Consider the following 18,702-nt stretch of genomic DNA (forward strand, 5'->3'; position numbering starts at 1 on the left):
TACCTTGACAAAAATGATTAAAAATGGTAAGCAATCGCTCTGTTTGGCTGCTAAATTTGAGATTTTTTCTCAAACACCATCAAATGCTGCTGGGGCAACATATCTTTTGTCTCTTTCCATACTAAACCGACGGCGGCCATTTCTTTTTTCACCTGCTTCTGCGTCATTTTGTGCAAACCTTTAATGGGAATCAGCGGGTTTTCGCCCCGATACTCGATCGATACCGTGCGGCCTCCCGGTTTGAGTGCTTTCACAATTCCTTGCATCATTTCTCTGGGATATGCAAATTCGTGATAAGCATCGACCATCACAACTAAATCTAGGCTATTTTCCGGCAAATTCGGATTGTCGATCCTGCCCAAAACTGGCTCAACGTTAGCAATATTTTTTTCTTGTTTATTCAATTTAATAAAATCAATCATTTCCGGCTGCACGTCAACGGCTAAAACCTTTCCTTCTGGAACTAAGGGAGCGATGCGAAAGCTAAAATATCCGGTTCCCGCTCCAATGTCGGCTACAAAATCGCTTGGTTTTAAATCGAGATTGTTGACTAATCGAGCTGATTTTTCTTCCATGCCGCGAGACGGTCTTTCCAGCCAACCAGCGCCTTGATATCCCATGACTTGGGCAATTTCTCGACCCATGTAAAACTTGCCGATGCCGTCGGGATTGTGGACAGTTCGCTGCTGATAAATGGTGTCGCTGTTGGCGGTTTTACTTGCTGCTGCACAGGCATTGAGCGGCAACAGGGAAATAATTGTCAAAATTATTATTGTTAATGATTTAAGGAATTGTGCGGTTTTTTTCACTATATTTGGGTTTTGTGTTTGAATTTATTTCTCGTTCCCTGGCTCTGCCGGGGAACGCAGATCCAGAGGCTCTGCCTCGGTAATATCGAGAATAGTTCAAGATTTAATTGACAGCGGATTCTAACAATCTGATTGTACCAGCATTTGCGTCGATTTCGACTTGTTTGCCGATCGGCAAAGTGAACTGCTCCCGGATGTGTCCCACCATAGAACCATACCACGCAGGAATCTTCAAAGGGCGAATGTGGTCGGACAAGACTTGAGGTAAGGTTAGGGACTCTTGGGGTTTTTCAGCTTCGCACTTGGTGCACTGTCCGAAAATAAAACCTGATATTTTATCAAGAATGCCCGCTAATTTAAGCTGCGTCAACATTCGATCGATCCGATAAACCTCTTCGCCAACTTCCTCAACAAACAAAATACTGTTTTCCCATGTCGGTAAATATGCAGAACCCACCATTGCTGCTATTACTGATAAATTGCCACCGATTAGTTTTCCCCTAGCTGTTCCGCCCCCGATTGTTTGAACTTGCACACTTGGGGAGTTTTGCATGGTTATAGAGCCGCCCTCAAACAAAAGTTTTTTGACGTAATTTACTGTCAATGGGCTCCAAGTTGACACACCTAAAGGGCCGTGAAAAGTAACTATATTAGTTTTAGCATAAATTGCCAATAACAACGCCGTAATATCGCTGAATCCCATAATAATTTTGGGATTATTGCGGATAATATTGTAATCCAGGAGCGGCAATATCCGACCGCAGCCCCAGCCCCCCATCCCGGTAAAAATAGCTCGCACTGAGTCATCGGCAAAGGCTGCATTGACATCGGCGGCGCGATCGGCATCCTTGCCCGCTAAATAGCCGTAGCGATCGTAAAAATGCTCTCCCAATTTAACTTTTAAACCCAGGTTATCCAGAACTTTAAAAAATGGCTGGACTTCTTTTTCGTAGTTGAAAGCGGCAGGATTGATTAAGGCTACAGTATCGCCGACTTGCAGGCGGCGCGGCTCGATCGCACTTTGGGGAGATAGGTTGGTTTGGGCGATCCTCTTCGAGGGATTCGCTAACGGCAAAAGCTGAGTACCAATAGCAGTCAGCCCAAAAGTTCTGATCAGAGCACGGCGGCGGAGAGTCATAGCTGTTAGGTAATTTCTGCTATAATTGTATAGCAAAATTTATGCAAAATTAGTTGAAAATTGCCAGTTTAAAATGAAAACAAGCACTAAAATCTCATCTAAAAAATTTTGGGCAAAAGCTTTAGTTCGTCCGGCTGCAGAGTTTCCGCTGACTCAGCTATTGGTTAAAAGCGGTCAAATTCCCGCAGGATTGCGCGGCACTCTCTATCGCAACGGGCCCGCACGTTTAGAACGTGGCGGCATGAATGCGGGACACTGGTTTGATGGCGATGGTGCAATTTTGGCAGTACATTTTACCGATGTCGGTGCTGCTGCTGTTTATCGCTACGTGCAGACAGCAGGATATCAAGCTGAGGAAAAAGCTGATAAATTTCTCTACAGTAATTATGGCATGACAGCACCCGGCCCGACCTGGTTACGGTGGACTAAATCTGTTAAAAATGCTGCCAATACTTCAGTTTTAGCTTTGCCCGATCGCCTTTTAGCTTTGTGGGAAGGCGGCTTGCCTCACAGCCTCGATTTGCAAACTCTGGAAACTCAGGGAACGGACGATTTAGGAAGTTTAGAGAGTGGATCTTCTTATTCAGCTCACTGCAAGCGCGACCCGATTACTGGGAATATTTTTAACTTTGGAATTACACATGGTGCCAGTACAAAGTTGAATCTGTATAAAAGCGATCCTACAGGCAAAATTGTGCAACAAGGAACTGTTGCTTTAGATGGACCTCCTATGCTTCACGATTTTGTTTTGGCTGGAAAGTATCTAATATTTTTTGTGCCGCCAGTACGAGCAAAATTTTTGCCAGTGTTAGCTGGAATTAGGAGTTACAGCGACTGTTTGGAATGGAAACCGGAGTTAGGAACGCAGATATTAGTTATTGACTCTGAAACTCTCTCTTTAGTTAATCGGGGCGAAACCGATTCTTGGTTTCAGTGGCATTTTGCTAACGGTTTTGTCAAGGAAGATGGTTCGGTGGCTGTAGATTTTGTGCGCTTCCCTGACTTTCAAACTAATCAGCGGCTGAAAGAAGTAGCGGCGGGTGAAACTCGCACTGATGCGGAGGGTTCCCTGTGGCGGGTGCATCTCAATCCTCAAACTGGCAAAGTGACAGCAGCCGAAGAATTGCTGGATCAACCTTGCGAATTTCCGATGGTACCTGCTTCAGAAATAGGGCAAGACTCACGATATATTTATCTGGCAATGTATCGGCCTGACGTTGATATTGTACCGGAACGTTATGGTGCGATCGCCCGTTTGGACACGCAAACCCGCAATCTCACAATTGCCGACTTGGGCGAAAATCGCTATCCCACAGAGCCCATCTACGTTCCAGATATTTCCTCGGAGAAAGGTTGGATAGTAACAGTTATTTATGACGGCAATTCTGATAGCAGCGAAGTCTGGATATTTGACAGCGACGGACTTTCCCGCGAACCTGTTTGCAAGCTAGAATTGCCCGGTGTAATACCTTTGGGCTTTCACGGCACGTGGAAATCGGCAGTCTGAGAAAATTGTAAAGAAGTGTTGCGGAAGATTTATTAAAAATTGTTGCCGCTTCTCTGTCAAGTTGTTAAGGTGTGTGTAGATAGGAAATTCTCATATCTAGGAGGTGTGGAATTGATAATCTGCATTGCTCAATTATCCTGTGCCAATTCGCACGAATTCCCGGCGATTTTAAGTCGCCGCTGCACAGGATATCGTCTGCCTCTGCGGACTAAAAAAAGGGGTCATTAAGCCCCGAACAATGACTAATTCGGGGTCAATATTCCCGGCGAATAAATTCGCGACTACACAGGCAAAGTCCGCCTCTGCGGACTGAAGAAAACAAATCCCCGGCGAATAAATTCGCGGCTACACAGGCAAAGTCCGCCTCCGCGAACTGAAAAAAAAGCGGTAATAAAGCCCGCTTGGTCATGATTTCCGACTAGGTTTGCCCATCTCAGGTTTGTCTGCTTGCATGAGGTTGCATGACCAGATATTTGACTGATTCGTGGCAAACCAAAAGTTTAGTTCAACTCACGCGCACGTTAGCGATTCAACAGTTTTGGGTTTTGAGTTAACCCCACGAATAAATTAGGCTTATCGGAACAAGATAGCCTTTTAAACAATTATGAATTATGAGTTGTTACCGCCAAAACATTCAACTCATAACTAATAATTCACAACTCACAACTCATAACTCCGTGCCGCGGTGAGAATCAACCAAAAGGTTTAATCTATGCAACTTCAAGGAAAAACAGCTCTTGTTACAGGAGCTTCGCGCGGAATTGGGCGATCGATCGCCCTGGAATTAGCGAGACAAGGAGTCAAACGTTTGTTGATTGTGGCGCGCAACCGCAAGCAATTAATTGAACTGGCAGAGGAAATCGATGTTTTGGGAACAGAAGTTGTGCCGTTAGCTTTGGATTTAACTCAGTCAGTTGCGGTGAATATTGCGATCGCCCAAGCTTGGCGAGATTGCGGCCCGATTCACCTGCTAGTCAACTGTGCAGGCGTCGCGCACCAAGCATCTTTCTTGCGTTCCCCGCTGCCGTTAATCGAGGAAGAAATCGCCTTAAATTTGCTCGGAACCTACACAATTACCCGCTTGATAGCTCGGCGAATGGCGACTCAAAAAGAGGGAACAATCGTTAATGTTTCGAGCTTGATGGGCAAAATTGCTGCTCCCACAATGGCTACTTATTCTGCTACCAAATTTGCCATTTTGGGATTCACCCAAGCTTTACGCAGCGAGTTAACTCAGTACAATGTTCGAGTCACAGCTTTGCTGCCATCTCTAACAGATACCGACATGGTGCGAGACTTGGAGCAATTCCGGTGGGTAGTGCCCACAACTCCCGAAAAAGTTGCCCTAGCACTTGTCGCGGGATTGCAGAAAGATGCGCCGGAAATCTTGGTAGGATGGCAAAGTCATCTAGCAGTTTGGTGTCACCGAATTGCGCCTTGGTTGCTGGATTTTGTGTTGCGGATGGCGACTCCAGAACTTCGGGATAAATCGCGGGGCCGCAAATTGCGGGAGGCTTTGGCTAGCGGACGATAAACCCTTTTATGGGCGGGCAAGATGCCCACCCCACGAGAAAACTCTTTCTTTGTGGAACGGGCATCTTGCCCGTTCCGGGCTCTTCGGCCCATTGGTGTCAACTTAAGCTGTCAGCCCGCCCACCCGGTAGTCCGCCAGGGATTGAAATCCCTGTCTCATAGCGAAAGTCCTCTGAAGAGGACTGAGAAGAAGAATTTTTGAGGTTGCTGATTCACGGTAGGAATCAACTTTTCGCTTGATGTTACAAAACTCACCATACTTCTGTTATGGCAATTGGGAAATCAGAATTCCTACCTGTATTCACCAACGCCCAATTTTTAAACTCATTAGTCCTCTTCAGAGGACTTTAGCTATTAGACAGGGATTTCATTCCCTGTCGGACTGTCGGATTGTCGGATTGTCGGACTGTCGGATTGTCGGACTGTCGGATTGTTGGACTGCCGGTTTAATGTTAAGTTGACACGCCTTGGGCATTGCCGTGTCCCTACAAGGGCTATGTACTTACTTACCAGCAAAAGTGCTGTTTATCATTTCCACTCCCCTTGCAACGTAAAAGCAGCCCAATAATAGGGAGACTTCCATTCTGACTGCTGCATCATTTCGATCTGCGCCGCCCTCAAAGCTGCCGCCGGTGCTAACTTTTGTTGCAGCATTTTTTGATAGAACTTTTGCATTAACACAGCAGTTCCTTCATCATCCACACTCCACAAACTCACCGCCACCCGCTGCGCCCCCGCATACATAAAACCCCTTGTTAATCCCACCATTCCTTCGCCTTTAACATTCTGTCCCATGCCCGATTGGCAAGCACTTAAAACCACTAAATTTGCCGCCAGTTTCAAGTTAAAAATATCGGTGAGGCGCAAAAAGCCATTGACAAGATTGCCTTTGTCATCTACCATCGACATCAGAATTCCTGACAGTTCGGGATTTTGGCTGTTAGCAAGGCCGTGGGTGGCGAAGTGAATGATTTGATAATTGGCTAAATTTCCATCGGTAGCAGTAGTGCGACTGGCATCAAAATCAAATATTTGACGGCTAGAAGCTGAGGGGAATAAGCTGGATATTGTTTGGGCTTCTTGGCGGGTAAAGCGTAGGCGTTTGGGTGGCCATCCCAGATTGGAAGCACGGAGCGAGCGATTTAAACCAAGGTTATTTGCTTCTAACTTGTCAGTCGTTTCTTGGGTAATTTTTCCTTTAATTCTTTCATCATCTGGACTGAAAACAGGGTCTGCTAAAATTGCTAAAGTTTGGCTTGGCGGTTTTCTATCTGCATAATTTTGCCTGAGAATAGCAAGACTTGAGGCGGAAGGCAGGGTAATAATTTCATGTTCGGCAATTAAGGGAACATTGACATTTTGTCCCCGGGTTTGGGAAATAGTTAAAGCTGGAAAAGGAGTATAGTGTAGCACGCCGTCGGGAACAATTAATAAGCGTTTATTTCCTAATTGGGCTGCTGCGGGCTGTAAAATTAATTTGCCCAGATTGGCACTCGCTTCGGCAACTTGTTGGGGAATATCTCTCTGAATTGGGCTAGTTACTGCGTCTCGGAAATTGCGGGCTGCTGTTTCAATGTCAACCTGTTTTGGCAATTCATAGCTAGTTAGTCCCGTTGATGTTAGAACCCACAAATAACTGCGGTCTTCGCCGAGGAAATACTGCAATAAAATCGTGTTCTCATCGAGAATCTGTTTCTGAATTTCTGGGAGTGTTAAAGGTTGGGGTTGGGTGAGGGCAGCGTAGCGGGGGTTGGCAGTACGAATCTTTGTTTGGAGTTCCTGATATTGTTGCAAAAATGAGAGGTGCTGTTTGTCGATTTCAGCGATTTTAGCTGCGTTTGGATTGAGGGTGCTAATTGCTTCAATGCGCTGCTTTTCAATGGCATTGAGTTGCTGTTGCACGCTCTTTTCTTGTTGCAGTAAATCGGGGGAAATGCCTTCGCGAATGTTGGTGTTACTTTCTTGGAGAAGTTCAAGGAGGGTGCGGGCTCTCAAACGTTCGCTGGATTCTAAGGCTTTTGTATCGTAACCAAATTTAGGATTAGTTTTATGCAGTTCCATTAACAGGTCGATGTAGAATTCGTAGAAGTATGAGACTACGGCAAAGAATGAGGCGCGGATTTCTGGGCTGGCTATTTCGGTGCGGATATTTTCGATGATTTTGACAGAGGGTTCAATATCGTTGAGGGCTTCGGTAAGATTGCCTTGAGCGCGTTTGGCAAGGGCAATACCATAGAGGGCGTGAGCTTCTGCTGACCGATCGCCGATTGCCCGATACAGTGAAAGCGACTGACTGAAATACTCTAGCGCTTTCTGTGGTTTTCCCAAATCATAGTAGACAAGGCCGATCATGGCCAAGGTGGGAGCTTCCGCTGACCGATCGCCGATTGTCCGATACAGGGGAAGCAACTGACGGAAATACTCTAGCGCTTTCTGTGGTTTTCCCAAATCATAGTAGACAACGCCGATGTGTTTGAGGGTGCTGGCTTCCCGGGTGCGATCGCCTAGTGCCCGGTGCAGGGAAAGCGACTGGCTGTAATACTCTAGCGCCTTCTGTTTTTCTCCCAATGCTGAGTAGAGACTGCCGAGGGTGGTGAGGGTGTAAGCTTCCCCACCGCGATCACCGATTGCCCGATACAGGGAAAGCGACTGGCTGTAATACTCTAGCGCCTTCTGTTTTTCTCCCAATTCTGAGTAGACAGTGCCGAGGTTGTTGAGGCTGCCAACTTCCCCATGGCGATCGCCGATTGCCCGATACAGGGAAAGCGACTGGCTGTAATACTCTAGCGCCTTCTGCTTTTCTCCCAATCTTGAGTGGAAACTGCCGAGGGTGGTGAGAGTGACAGCTTCTTGGGATCTATCGCCCGCTTCTCGATACAGCTTTAAGGCTTCTTCCAACTTGACGATCGCACTTCTTTTTGAGTCCGCCGTTCCTTGATTGTAGAGTTCTAATCCTTCATTTAATGCTTTTGTAGCAGGGTCGCTACTGTTAGTTTGTGCTGTTTGTACGACTTTACCAAGTGGCACGGCTGCTGCCACTGGCTGACTTAACTGAACCGAAAGTGCGATCGACATACCAGCCAAAAACCATTGAGTGCGATCGAGCATAGCCACCCCTTTTGTATTTTTGTCAATCTTAATCACTAGCTCGCTTAGTGTAAAGGCAGGAAGAAGTCAGGGCGATCGGCATTTTTGCTAGAGTGAACGAGTAGTGCGATTCCCTGCGGGATCGCTACGCCGCGCGTACTTTTTCCCAGCATGAACAACATCCTAACTACCCCCGATCCCGTAACAACCCACTGGGATTGCCCCGAATGCGGTGGCACCGGTACCCTCAGCCCCGAAATTTGCCCTGTTTGCCTCGGAGCAAAATACATCGATCTCGCTACCATAACGAACTGGATGCTCGATTTTATGGAATCTCGCGGCTGCGATCGAGCTGAGATCGATCGATTGCGAACCGAAAACCCAGACCCGCTAACATTAACTTTTTGCCTCGAAGTTTGTATCGCCCTTAAATAAACTCTTTACCAATTACCAATTCCCAATTCCCAATATTTAGTGTCCCTTAACCGGATGTTGACCGTAAAAAGGCAAAGCATCCGACCAATCAGGACGACTTCCCCTTTGCCACTCCAAATAAGCCAATTCCCACACACTAGAAACCGACCAACCTAACTCGCTACCAACTTCAATTAACTGATAAGAATTACCCCAATTATCCAACTTTTCTTGCCAAGATTCAGGAGTCATCACCGTCTCAGGAAACAACTCAGTTAAACCAGAATCTTTGTTAACTGAATAAACCGCCCCAAACAATTGTCCCCGCTGTGCAGGCATTTGCAGCGCCATATCATCTCTCAAAAGCCCCCCCTTACCAAGGGGGGGTTGGGGAGGTTCTAATTCCAAAAGCCTCTTAGCAAGGGGGGGTGCCGCCCAAGCCACAGCCGCCAAAGTTGAAATCGCAAAAACCGGAATATCCAACTGTTGAGCCAAAGTCCGCGCCGTCACCATACCCATGCGAGTCCCAGTGAAACCTCCTGGCCCCTTCGCCACCGCAATAAAAGCCAAATCCGCCCAAGTTTGTGGCTGAATAAACTCCACTAAATACTGATGCAAATGAGTTGCTAAATCGCGATCCAAATTCCAAGTTTGGCAGCGAGAATCCCCGGCAAAATTGCTGATGGCTAAACCGAGTTCGCGACTAGCTGTGTGCAGGGCTAAGCCGTATTTTTTAACAGATGTTCCGTCTTGGGGATTGCTATTCACGATTACTGATAATTTTCCTTAACAAAAAACAGCGGCAAAGCCACAACTAAGCAACCCAAAAGAATGCCAAATATTCCCGTATTTAAAATCCTGGAATTACCCAGACCGCCACTCATCAAAAACAGCACTACTAAACTTGCAAATAAATTTTTATTGGCAAATTCTTTGTGTTGGGAAACTTGATGCTTCACCGTCATAAAACCCGACGAAACTATTAGCGCAAACCAAGAATTAAAAATGACTATTTGAGAGCCAAAAATAAACCAAACTAAGGCAAACATTAGCGCATCTATCCAAAAATCCTGAGTTTTCAACTTCGGCAGCCAAAATTCTTGGGTAGCAACAGGGGCGATTTTCTTGAGTAATTGATTGTGTTGCAGCCGCACGAGTTTGTTTCTCAATTGAATCTTGGGATCGATTTGCAATATTTGCTTCCACTCGGGGCGGCGAGAATTGTTGACTCTTCCCAACAGCTTCACGGCTGCAACTTTATTTAACTGCAAATCTGTGAGTCTGGTGGCAATTATTTGAGATAAGTGCGGATAGTAAACGGGGTTGTCTTCGGTTCTGTTGATGACGATATTGAGCTGTTGCTTGGCTTGACTGACTTGGATTGTAACATTGTACGGGGCGATCGCCTCTTGTAAAGCTTGCTGAATTTCGGCTTGCTGTTGGCGAGTGAAAAGCGACACACCGGGCGCAGGTGTAACCACCCGTTCTGCGGGCGTTTCCGGCGCGTCTAGCACCGGCTGTGCGTCTAAATACACCGGTTTGGGGTTCAAGTGCCGGATGACTGCTGAGGCTGAACTGTAGCGCCGATTGGTGGCACTTTGGAGCATGGTGTCGAGGATGCGGCCGAAATCATCGCTAACAGCAGTCTTCAAATAATTTCGCCAAGCCCAAGAATCCTCTGTACTGTCGAACAAATCGAAGGGAGGAATTTCAGTCAGCAAGTGAATGCAAGTAACGCCCAAACTGTAGATATCGCTGGCAAAAACTGCTTTCCCCATCAATTGTTCTGGGGCTGTATAAGCAGCACTGCCGATGATTGTACCAGTTTGCGGCAACCCGGTTGCTGTTACTTTCTTAGCTGCACCAAAGTCTACTAAAACAATATCTTTTTGGAAAGGAGAGGGTTGATAGGAATTTTCTAAGGCGGGTAAAGGGGCTGGAGATAGGCGGCGGCGAATGATATTTTCTGGTTTGATATCGCGGTGAATGACTTTGGATTTGTGGACGAAGTGGAGCACTGGCAATAAATCGTTGAGGATTTGCCGAATTTGAGTTTCGGTGAATGCTCCTTTTTGTTCTAATTCTCTGGCTAGGTTTTTGCCGTCTACAAATTCTTGTACTAAATACTGTCTCCCATCTTGTTCAAAATGCGCGATTAATTCTGGAATCTGGGGATGTTTTCCCAAGGTTTCTAGCTGGGCTGCTTCCTGGTGAAATAGTTGAGCCGCTTTTTCGGCTGCGGTATTTTGCTGCAAAAATTGCTTGATAACGCACTGCGAAAAAATCAGGGGTTTGGTTTCATCAACTGCTAGAAATGTTCGGCCAAAGCCTCCTTGCCCGATCGGCTTTATGGTTCGGTAGCGAGATGCTGATGGTGTTTCTGCGTCAATAGTTAACAACAATTTTGATCCGCAACTTTGGCACAATTCTGCATCACCTGGGTTTTGCGGATTCTGACAAGCTGGGTTTAAGCAATAGCACATTGGATTTTAGATTTTAGATTTTAGATTTTAGATTTTAGATTTGTAATTGGGGATGGAGAATTGGGCATCGGGAATTGAAAATTGAAAATTGAATATTGGAAATGGAAAATTGAAAATTGGGTAAAAAGAAGAAACAAGAAAAGGATATCGTTATATTTTTTTCCTTCTTCCTTCTTCCTTCTTCCCTCTTCCTTCTTCCTTAAGTCGGGACGAGTTCGCCTGGCCGCAATTTTGCCCATTTGCCGGTCTCTTGCTTGAAACTTTGACAGCCAACTACATCCCATTCCATTTCAATTTCGTCTTGGCGGGGGCGAATGTTGACGTTGATAGTGGGTTCTACGGGGTCGAAATCGGGTGTTTCGGTGAGGTGAAGCTGTTCGTGCTGTTCTTCTACGGCGTGGTAGGTGAAGCAGCGGTCTACATAGTGGCAGTTAATACAAATACACATTCTTGATATCCTCTGTGCATTTCAAAAAGATTGGTGAAATTTGAGCTTTCTGTTAATCTAGCGTAGCAAGAGTTTAATTGTTTGTAAGTTTGTAGATTTTTGTTGCAATGCCGATTAATTTGCCTTCTTCATTATCTCCTGATACTTGGCCGTTTGATTTGGAACTGCTGACACCGCCTGCTTATCTGGTGGGGGGTGCGGTGCGGGATGCGCTGCTGGGAAGGCGATCGCACTATTTTGATTTAGATTTCGTTATGCTAACACGGGCCGTGAAGACTGCTCGAAAAATTGCCGATCGCACGAAAGGTGGATTTGTCTTGTTGGATGCGGAACGCCAAATTGCGCGGGTTGTATTTGCGGGCGGTACGGTGGATTTGGCGCAGGCGGAAGGGGGGAGTCTGGAGGGGGATTTGCGGCGCCGGGATTTTCGGATAAATGCGATCGCCTGCAATCCTTTTACAGGAGAAATCATCGATCCTTTGGACGGTCAAACTGACTTGCGGTTGGGTTTGCTGCGGATGATTTCGCGGTCAAATTTGGAGGACGATCCGCTAAGGTTATTAAGAGCTTACCGCCAAGCGGCGCAGTTGGGTTTTGCGATCGAAGCTGAAACTCTATCTGCGATTCGGGAATTAGCGCCGTTGTTGAGTCGGGTAGCGGTGGAACGAGTGCGGACAGAATTGGGTTATTTGTTGAGCAATCCTAACGGTGTTCCTTGGATTTGTCGCGGTTGCGAAGACGGTTTGTTTTCGATTTGGTTTGAAAGTGCGATCGACCGTTTTGATATTTTGACAAAAATTGATGCGTCTGCTGCCAAGCTAGCGACAATTTATCCAGATTTGGGGAGAGAATTTTCGCGATCGATTCGAGATACGATTAAAACGCCGTTGTTGGCCGTTGCGAAGTTGGCTGTTTTGGCAGATTCCGACCCGACAATTGCTGAAACCCAGTTGCAGCGGTTGAAGTACAGCAATGCGGAGATTAAAAGTGCGATCGAGCTTTTGAAATACTTGCCCAAATTGCAAGCAAAACCTATCGCGGAAATGTCTTTGCGAGAACAGTATTTTTTGTTTCGGGATGTGGGAATAGTATTTCCCGTTTTAACGGTTTTGGCGGTGGCGGCGGGAGTTGCGGTTGAGGAGATTTCACTGTTAATTAATCGCTATCTGGATGCAGATGATATTGTTGCTCATCCCACACAATTAGTTAGCGGCAATGATTTAATGGAATATTTGAATTTGCCGAGAAGTCCGCGCATCGGTCAATTGTTGATGGAGATTCAATTAGCCCGGGTGGAAGGGAGAATTGCGACTCGCGAAGATGCGCTGAAATTGGCGGCAGAGTTGGTAGATAAATCAGTTGAAGTTTAGATTTTCCACTAATGTTAGAAACGGGCAATATGCCCGTTCCACAAAACAATTAATTGTCTGGTGGGCTGTTGCTCTGAGCAACGCCCTAAAAAGTTAGTATACAATGGTGCAAAATGTGCATATTAAACAACATTCCTTAATTCTTCCGGCAATTCAAACTTGCCATCTGCACCCGGTTCAAACTCAACAACTTTCACCACAGCATCAACATTCAGCGGCCCGTAAATGTGCGGGTAATTCTCACCGGCAGCATATTCATACTTAAGTGCAGCTTGCACTTTGTCTGAGTCAATCCAAAGCAGGAGCAATCCTGTTTGTCCCACAAAAAATTTATTAGCAGATTTAAGAACTTGTGGCAGAGTCGAACAGTGGATAAATCCTTCAGTATCTAGCGTATCTCCGCGATAGGATTGAACTTGTTTTGCTTCTTCCCACTCTTGGCTGCGGGTGATGTGAAAAATAATGCTCATAATTGAAAATTTTTAACGTAAAACAGTATTTTGTTAGATCCCCGACTGCTTAAACAAGTCGGGGATCTGCTTTCCCAGGCTGAGCCTAGAAGATTAAAAGGCTAAACTCCTTACTACAAAACTAGCACGATACGAGTACATCCGATCGCCTGAGAACTCTCATATCTTCCTCATCGAGTTCGACTGGTGTACCGCTGCGAATTAGTTCCACAAAATCCTCATTCGGCACCATAATGCACAAAGTGTACAAACGTCCACTTCCGGTATTCTCAATTACGTGAGTCCCCGTTGGAGGCACTAACAAACTATCTCCCGGTTTAATACTAACTGTTTTGCCGTCGCAGGTTGCTTGCCCTGTTCCTTTGAGTACAAAAAACATTTCTACTGCCAATTGATGGCGGTTGGGAGGAGTTTTGCCTCCCACATCGAAAATCTCCACGCAAACTGTTAATGAAACATTAGCTATTACCGGATCGAAGACGATAGCTAATCTATTAGTATCGCCCGGACTGATGCGAAATGCTTGGTAGTCTTTCGGAGACTTTATAACAGGAATCACGCACTGGTTTGTCATTTTTTTATTGTTAGTTGTCAGTGGTTATGTTTCTGCTGTCATTAGTGAGAATCCAGAGTCATTAGTCCGCCGCTCAACCTCCAAAGTTTATTGATTTCACAGGAGAGTTCGCTATCAGAGCCGGAAGCGAGATATAGGCTTTGCTGTGCGGGAGTCTCGCACTCCTAAAAAACGCTTTTTACACTCCAGAGGGATACTCCCCTGATGACTGCTATTTAATTGCTTCTAACATAGCCTGAGAATCCGACAAAAAGCCAAAACATTGTTTAACGTTATAAAGAGTAGCTTGCCAGCAATACTCGGGAGATGTCGTAGCTGTACAATCTTTGACTAAAATACAGTCGTAACCGAGGAAATTAGCATCTTGCAGCGTAGCCATGACGCACTGATCGGCGTTTACTCCTCCGAAGAAAAGTGTAGTTCTGCCGAGGTTCCGCAAGATACTATCTAAAGGAGTATCCCAAAAGCCGCTCATCCGATATTTATCAACGCAAATATCCTCGGGTTTGGGTTCCAATTCATCGACAACTGCGGCCGCCCAACTCCCTGCCATCAGTACAGGTGCGTTGTTTTTTGGCAGCGGATCTCCCAAACCTACGCCGTCGCCTGTGGGATTGTAAACGTGACGGGAAGCTGCACTAATATTGAGCAAATCGGGGCGGTTCCCCCAGTTAATCCAAATAATTGGTATTGCGTGCGATCGCAATTCGGGCAGCAAATTTTTTAAAGGATTAATTGGAGTTCTGGCGGGCGTTACATCTACCCCAATATGTGCTAGCCAACCGTCGGGATGACAGAAATCGTTTTGCATATCTATCACCAACATTGCTGCTTTTGCTAAGTCCAAACGCAGGGTCTTAGTTTCTGTTTCCAGGGTAACAGGTTGAGGCGCGATCGGCGATCGGGTGATATCGGCAATTTTGGCATCAACTTTCCAAGCATTCGGCGGTACGCCCAAGGTGCGGAGAAAATCAGGATTCATAAGGATTTTGACTCAAAAACGATTTTAATCTTATAACAATTTGATTGTTACTAACTTGTCATATCTTAAATCTTTACTATAATTAAGTATCAGGGGTAACTTTGTGATAATTTTTAGGATGTATTAAGTTTATTACAGTTTGGCGACCGCAAATGTTAGCGCCCTGCAATCCTACAATAAAAATTAATACAAATTTACAAACAGGGTAAATCTATGAGCTTTACAATTCAAAATGCTTTAATTCCGGTTGATAGCGGTTATGAAACCGCAGATGTAAAAGTAGTGGATAATTGCATAAGTGCAATCGCGCCCAATTTAGAGCCTGCGGGAACAGTTATCGATGGCAAAAATAAGCTGCTGCTGCCCGGTTTTGTCAACGCGCACACTCACTCTTCAGAAATGTGGCAACGAGGCATTATTCCCCCTTTGCCGCTGGAGTTGTGGATTGCCGAATTATACGATTTTACCCCTCTCGATCCCGAACAAGTTTATTTGAGCGCCGTGGGAACTGCGGTAGAAACATTGCTGTCGGGCGGTACAAGCGTAGTCGATCATTTAGTTTTGATTCCGGGGCAGGAATTAGAGACAATCGCCGCCGCAGTTCGCGCTTATCAAGAAATCGGTATCCGCGCTTTTATCGGACCGTTAATTCAAGATCAATCCCTGACAGCGGGAATGCCTGCGGGCGATAGCGGACTCGAACACGCAACTTACATTCGCTCGACTAAGGCAACTTTAGAGTTAATGGAAGAAGCCATAAAACAGTTTCACAATCCCGAACAAGGTGTTAATATGTTGTTGGCGCCGACGGGAATTCAACTGTGTTCCGATGGTTTGTTTGAAGGCTGCATCGAATTGAGCGATCGCTACAATATTTGCCGCCACGCCCACCTCTTGGAAACTCCCGCTCAAAAACAGTTAGCTTACGAAAAATACGGCTGTAGCGCTGTCGAACACCTGCAAAAAATTGGTTATTTGAGTCCCCGAACTTCCTTAGCGCACTGCGTTTGGCTGGACGATGCCGACATTGCGATTATGGCAGCAACGGGAGCGACTGTCGTACACAATCCCCTCAGCAACTTGCGCCTGGGAAGCGGGATTGCACCGATTTTCAAATACCGCCAAGCGGGAGTCAACGTATCTTTCGGCTGCGACGGCGCTGCTAGCAATGACTCTCAAGATTTGCTCGAAGCGATTAAAATTGGTTCGATTTTGCACAATATCACGGATTTGGATTACCGCCAATGGATTACACCGCGCCAGTCTGTAGAAATGGCATCCCTGGGAGGAGCAAAAGGCTTGCATCTAGCCGATGAAATGGGTTCGTTGACTGTCGGTAAAAAAGCAGATTTTGTGCTGTATGATTTAACCAGTTTATCATTGCTGCCGCGCACCGATCCGATTGGCTTGCTAATATTGGGACGCCCGACTAATGCGGTAGACAGCGTTTGGGTAAACGGCAAGCAAATTGTCGCAGAAGGTAAGGTGAAAACGATCGATGTTGATGCTTTGAGGCGGGAATTATTCGATCGCAGCGAGTGGACTAGCAAGCGTCAATCGCAAACGGTGAGCGAGATTGAAGCGCACTACCGACAAGTGATGAAACTGCAAGGTTACTCTTAGTAGGGTAAAACTGAGATATTGCATCATTTTCAATAAGCCTTTCAAGGGCGGGCTAGGAGCAACGGCCCACAAGAAAATTAACTCTTGTGGAACAGGCCGGAAAGCCTGTTCTTGAGAAGGGTGCTATTTGGTGAGGTAAAATAGAACTCTCACAATAATATTTTCAAAAAATTAATGATTAAATTGCACAAATGGCAGCGGATACTGGGTTTAATAGTTGTTTTTGCGATCGCCCTTACCTCCTCCGCCATATTATCCCCCCGTCTCTTGGCTCAAGCCCCGCCCACCACCCCAACAACTGAATTGCGGGGCGTCTGGCTGACCAACATTGACAGCGACGTTCTCTTCTCCCGCAACAACATCATTGACGCTGTAAATCGACTGGACAAACTCAATTTTAATACCATCTATCCCACGGTTTGGCAAGGAGGCTATACGCTTTATCCCAGCGCAGCCGCCCAACGAGTATTCGGACAGTTGATCGACCCATCGCCCGGATTGAAAGACCGAGACATCCTCAAAGAAATTATAGCACAATCCCGCCAAAAAGGTATAGCAGTAATTCCCTGGTTTGAGTTTGGTTTCATGGCTCCCGCCGAATCGGAATTAGCCACACTTCACCCAGACTGGCTGGCGCAGCGGCGCGACGGTTCAACTATTTGGAAAGAAGGCAAGCACGAGCGAGTTTGGCTGAATCCCTTTCATCTCGAAGTGCAGCAATTTATCTTAGATTTAATCCTAGAAATTGTTGATAATTATGATATAGATGGCATTCAATTTGACGACCATTTCGGCTTGCCAGTAGAATTTGGCTACGAGCCGTTAACAGTCTCAATGTATCAGGAACAAATCAAAAGTCCTCCCTCCGACGACGCCCGCGAAACCTTCTGGGTGCGCTGGCGCGCTGACAAAATTAACGACTTCGTGGGGCGAGTTTCCCGCGCCATCAAATCCCGCAAAGAAAAATGTATTGTCGGCTTATCTCCGAACCCTTTTCACTTTTCTTTACCCGCCCACTTGCAGGACTGGTTTACCTGGGAAAGACGCGGCTACATCGACGAAATTGTGTTGCAGATTTATCGCAGCGATATCAAGCGTTTTAATGCCGAACTAGAACGGGAAGAAGTTAAACTGGCTAAACTTAACATTCCAACTGCGATCGGCATTTTGACGGGTCTTAAAAATAATTCAGTGCCACTCAAACAAATTCAAGAACAAGTGCAAGAAGTGCGAAAAAGAGATTTCGCTGGCGTCTCGTTCTTTTTCTACGAAAGTTTGTCGAATTGGGCGAGGGAAACCCCCGAACAGCGCAATTATGCGTTGCAAGAATTCTTCCCCACAAAGATGCAGCGCCCGCCATCCGAAGGCAGAATTTGAAACCTACGGTTAAAATGAGAAAAAGCATACAGCGCTTAGGAATTGTCATCTTATTTTTGACCGCTTTCCTAACAATTGGCTATCTCACTCCCAGAAAGTGGGGAAATTACTCGCAAGCAGATTGCACGATCTCTCTATACATTTCCAACCAAGGCATCCACACCGAAATCATTGTTCCAGTTAAAAATGAATATTTTGACTGGAATCAATATTTACCGCTAACAGAAATAGGGCGGGATGCCACTTCTGATTATAAATATTTGTCTTTTGGCTGGGGAGATAGAGCTTTTATGCTGGAAACTTCCACCTCAGCAATCATCAACCCAGTTACAGCTTTCAAGGCGCTATTTCTCCCTACTCCCTCTACCGTACACGTTGAAAGTTATCGGGTTGTCCCCCGAAATCTAGAAACCCAATGTGTGAAAATTAGTGGGGTAAATTATCTGAGGATGGTAAATTTTATTAAAAATTCATTCCTATTAGACGCAGCCGATAGTAAAATTAAAATTAGCTACGGCTATGACAACAGCGACAGTTTTTATGAAGCTAAAGGCAGTTACTCTACTTTGAGAACTTGCAACGACTGGACGGCCGAAGCTTTGCAAAAAGCCGATGTCAATACTCCTTTATGGTCAACGCTTTCTTCGGCGATTATGTTTCATTTAAATAGCGGTTGCAAATGTCACAAATAAATGGTAAGCTGTTACGCATTTAAACCACTAACGAGGCTTGTAGGGTGCGTCAGGAGTGAACACTTACGCTTACAAGGGAAACACTTCTATACTGACGCACCATACTATCGTCTTTTAAATCAATACTCCGGACAGTTTTTAAAGAGGGATGCGACGCCTACGGCAAGCAACGCTTACGCAATAAATCACAGAAGC

General features: G+C 45.9%; 16 protein-coding genes. 7 read left to right on the top strand and 9 right to left on the bottom strand.

Translation table 11 applies throughout. The features are described 5' to 3' along the window. Nucleotides 1-50 precede the first annotated feature (50 nt). Nucleotides 51-764, bottom strand: coding sequence for a class I SAM-dependent methyltransferase (locus QUA74_RS25160; RefSeq protein WP_445251669.1), 714 nt, complete (start codon nucleotides 762-764; stop codon nucleotides 51-53). A gap of 148 nt (nucleotides 765-912) precedes the next feature. Then, a complete protein-coding gene (locus QUA74_RS25165; RefSeq protein WP_333334523.1) occupies nucleotides 913-1,947 on the bottom strand; it encodes an LD-carboxypeptidase in 1,035 nt (344 codons plus the stop codon). A gap of 73 nt (nucleotides 1,948-2,020) precedes the next feature. On the opposite strand from QUA74_RS25165, the gene QUA74_RS25170 reads away from it, so the two are divergent. Next, nucleotides 2,021-3,454 carry a carotenoid oxygenase family protein gene (locus QUA74_RS25170; RefSeq protein ID WP_333334525.1) on the top strand — a complete coding sequence of 478 codons (1,434 nt, stop codon included), beginning with the start codon at nucleotides 2,021-2,023 and terminating at the stop codon, nucleotides 3,452-3,454. Nucleotides 3,455-4,166: 712 nt separating this feature from the next. Beyond that, complete coding sequence (locus tag QUA74_RS25175) at nucleotides 4,167-4,988, top strand: SDR family NAD(P)-dependent oxidoreductase (RefSeq protein WP_333237762.1); 822 nt, start codon at nucleotides 4,167-4,169, stop codon at nucleotides 4,986-4,988. Between the two features lie 527 nt (nucleotides 4,989-5,515). Here the strand turns inward: QUA74_RS25175 and QUA74_RS25180 are convergent. Then, complete coding sequence (locus QUA74_RS25180) at nucleotides 5,516-8,131, bottom strand: CHAT domain-containing protein (protein WP_333334527.1); 2,616 nt, start codon at nucleotides 8,129-8,131, stop codon at nucleotides 5,516-5,518. A 114-nt stretch (nucleotides 8,132-8,245) separates the two neighbouring features. Between QUA74_RS25180 and QUA74_RS25185 the strand changes: the two genes are divergently transcribed. Then, on the top strand, nucleotides 8,246-8,509 hold the full coding sequence (locus QUA74_RS25185) for a hypothetical protein (protein WP_172185550.1): 264 nt from the start codon (nucleotides 8,246-8,248) through the stop codon (nucleotides 8,507-8,509). Nucleotides 8,510-8,545: 36 nt separating this feature from the next. Here QUA74_RS25185 and tsaB read toward each other — a convergent pair whose 3' ends face one another. The 3 genes from tsaB to QUA74_RS25200 form a co-directional block, all read right to left on the bottom strand. Then, a complete protein-coding gene (gene tsaB, locus QUA74_RS25190) occupies nucleotides 8,546-9,256 on the bottom strand; it encodes a tRNA (adenosine(37)-N6)-threonylcarbamoyltransferase complex dimerization subunit type 1 TsaB (RefSeq protein ID WP_333334529.1) in 711 nt (236 codons plus the stop codon). A gap of 2 nt (nucleotides 9,257-9,258) precedes the next feature. After that, complete coding sequence (locus tag QUA74_RS25195; RefSeq protein ID WP_333334531.1) at nucleotides 9,259-10,971, bottom strand: serine/threonine-protein kinase; 1,713 nt, start codon at nucleotides 10,969-10,971, stop codon at nucleotides 9,259-9,261. Nucleotides 10,972-11,170: 199 nt separating this feature from the next. Next, nucleotides 11,171-11,419, bottom strand: a complete 249-nt coding sequence (locus QUA74_RS25200; RefSeq protein WP_006632635.1) for a Ycf34 family protein — start codon at nucleotides 11,417-11,419, stop codon at nucleotides 11,171-11,173. Between the two features lie 107 nt (nucleotides 11,420-11,526). Between QUA74_RS25200 and QUA74_RS25205 the strand changes: the two genes are divergently transcribed. Beyond that, a complete protein-coding gene (locus tag QUA74_RS25205) occupies nucleotides 11,527-12,789 on the top strand; it encodes a CCA tRNA nucleotidyltransferase (RefSeq protein WP_333334533.1) in 1,263 nt (420 codons plus the stop codon). Nucleotides 12,790-12,911: 122 nt separating this feature from the next. Here QUA74_RS25205 and QUA74_RS25210 read toward each other — a convergent pair whose 3' ends face one another. The 3 genes from QUA74_RS25210 to QUA74_RS25220 all read right to left on the bottom strand — a co-directional run bounded on the left by QUA74_RS25210 (nucleotide 12,912) and on the right by QUA74_RS25220 (nucleotide 14,815). Further along, on the bottom strand, nucleotides 12,912-13,259 hold the full coding sequence (locus QUA74_RS25210) for a DUF952 domain-containing protein (protein WP_333334535.1): 348 nt from the start codon (nucleotides 13,257-13,259) through the stop codon (nucleotides 12,912-12,914). Nucleotides 13,260-13,380: 121 nt separating this feature from the next. Then, on the bottom strand, nucleotides 13,381-13,833 hold the full coding sequence (locus QUA74_RS25215) for a cupin domain-containing protein (protein ID WP_333334537.1): 453 nt from the start codon (nucleotides 13,831-13,833) through the stop codon (nucleotides 13,381-13,383). A 211-nt stretch (nucleotides 13,834-14,044) separates the two neighbouring features. After that, nucleotides 14,045-14,815 (bottom strand): cysteine hydrolase family protein, encoded by a 771-nt coding sequence (locus tag QUA74_RS25220; protein ID WP_333334539.1) that lies wholly within the window; start codon nucleotides 14,813-14,815, stop codon nucleotides 14,045-14,047. A 213-nt stretch (nucleotides 14,816-15,028) separates the two neighbouring features. On the opposite strand from QUA74_RS25220, the gene QUA74_RS25225 reads away from it, so the two are divergent. The 3 genes from QUA74_RS25225 to QUA74_RS25235 all read left to right on the top strand — a co-directional run bounded on the left by QUA74_RS25225 (nucleotide 15,029) and on the right by QUA74_RS25235 (nucleotide 18,507). After that, nucleotides 15,029-16,438, top strand: coding sequence for an amidohydrolase (locus QUA74_RS25225; RefSeq protein ID WP_333334540.1), 1,410 nt, complete (start codon nucleotides 15,029-15,031; stop codon nucleotides 16,436-16,438). Nucleotides 16,439-16,612: 174 nt separating this feature from the next. Continuing rightward, complete coding sequence (locus QUA74_RS25230) at nucleotides 16,613-17,815, top strand: glycoside hydrolase family 10 protein (RefSeq protein ID WP_333334542.1); 1,203 nt, start codon at nucleotides 16,613-16,615, stop codon at nucleotides 17,813-17,815. A 14-nt stretch (nucleotides 17,816-17,829) separates the two neighbouring features. Next, entirely contained in the window at nucleotides 17,830-18,507 is a 678-nt protein-coding gene (locus QUA74_RS25235; RefSeq protein WP_333334544.1) for a TIGR02117 family protein, read from the top strand. The last annotated feature ends 195 nt before the right edge of the window (nucleotides 18,508-18,702 follow it).

It is taken from the genome of Microcoleus sp. LAD1_D3 (genome assembly GCF_036702135.1).
In the GTDB taxonomy this organism is placed as follows: domain Bacteria; phylum Cyanobacteriota; class Cyanobacteriia; order Cyanobacteriales; family Microcoleaceae; genus Microcoleus.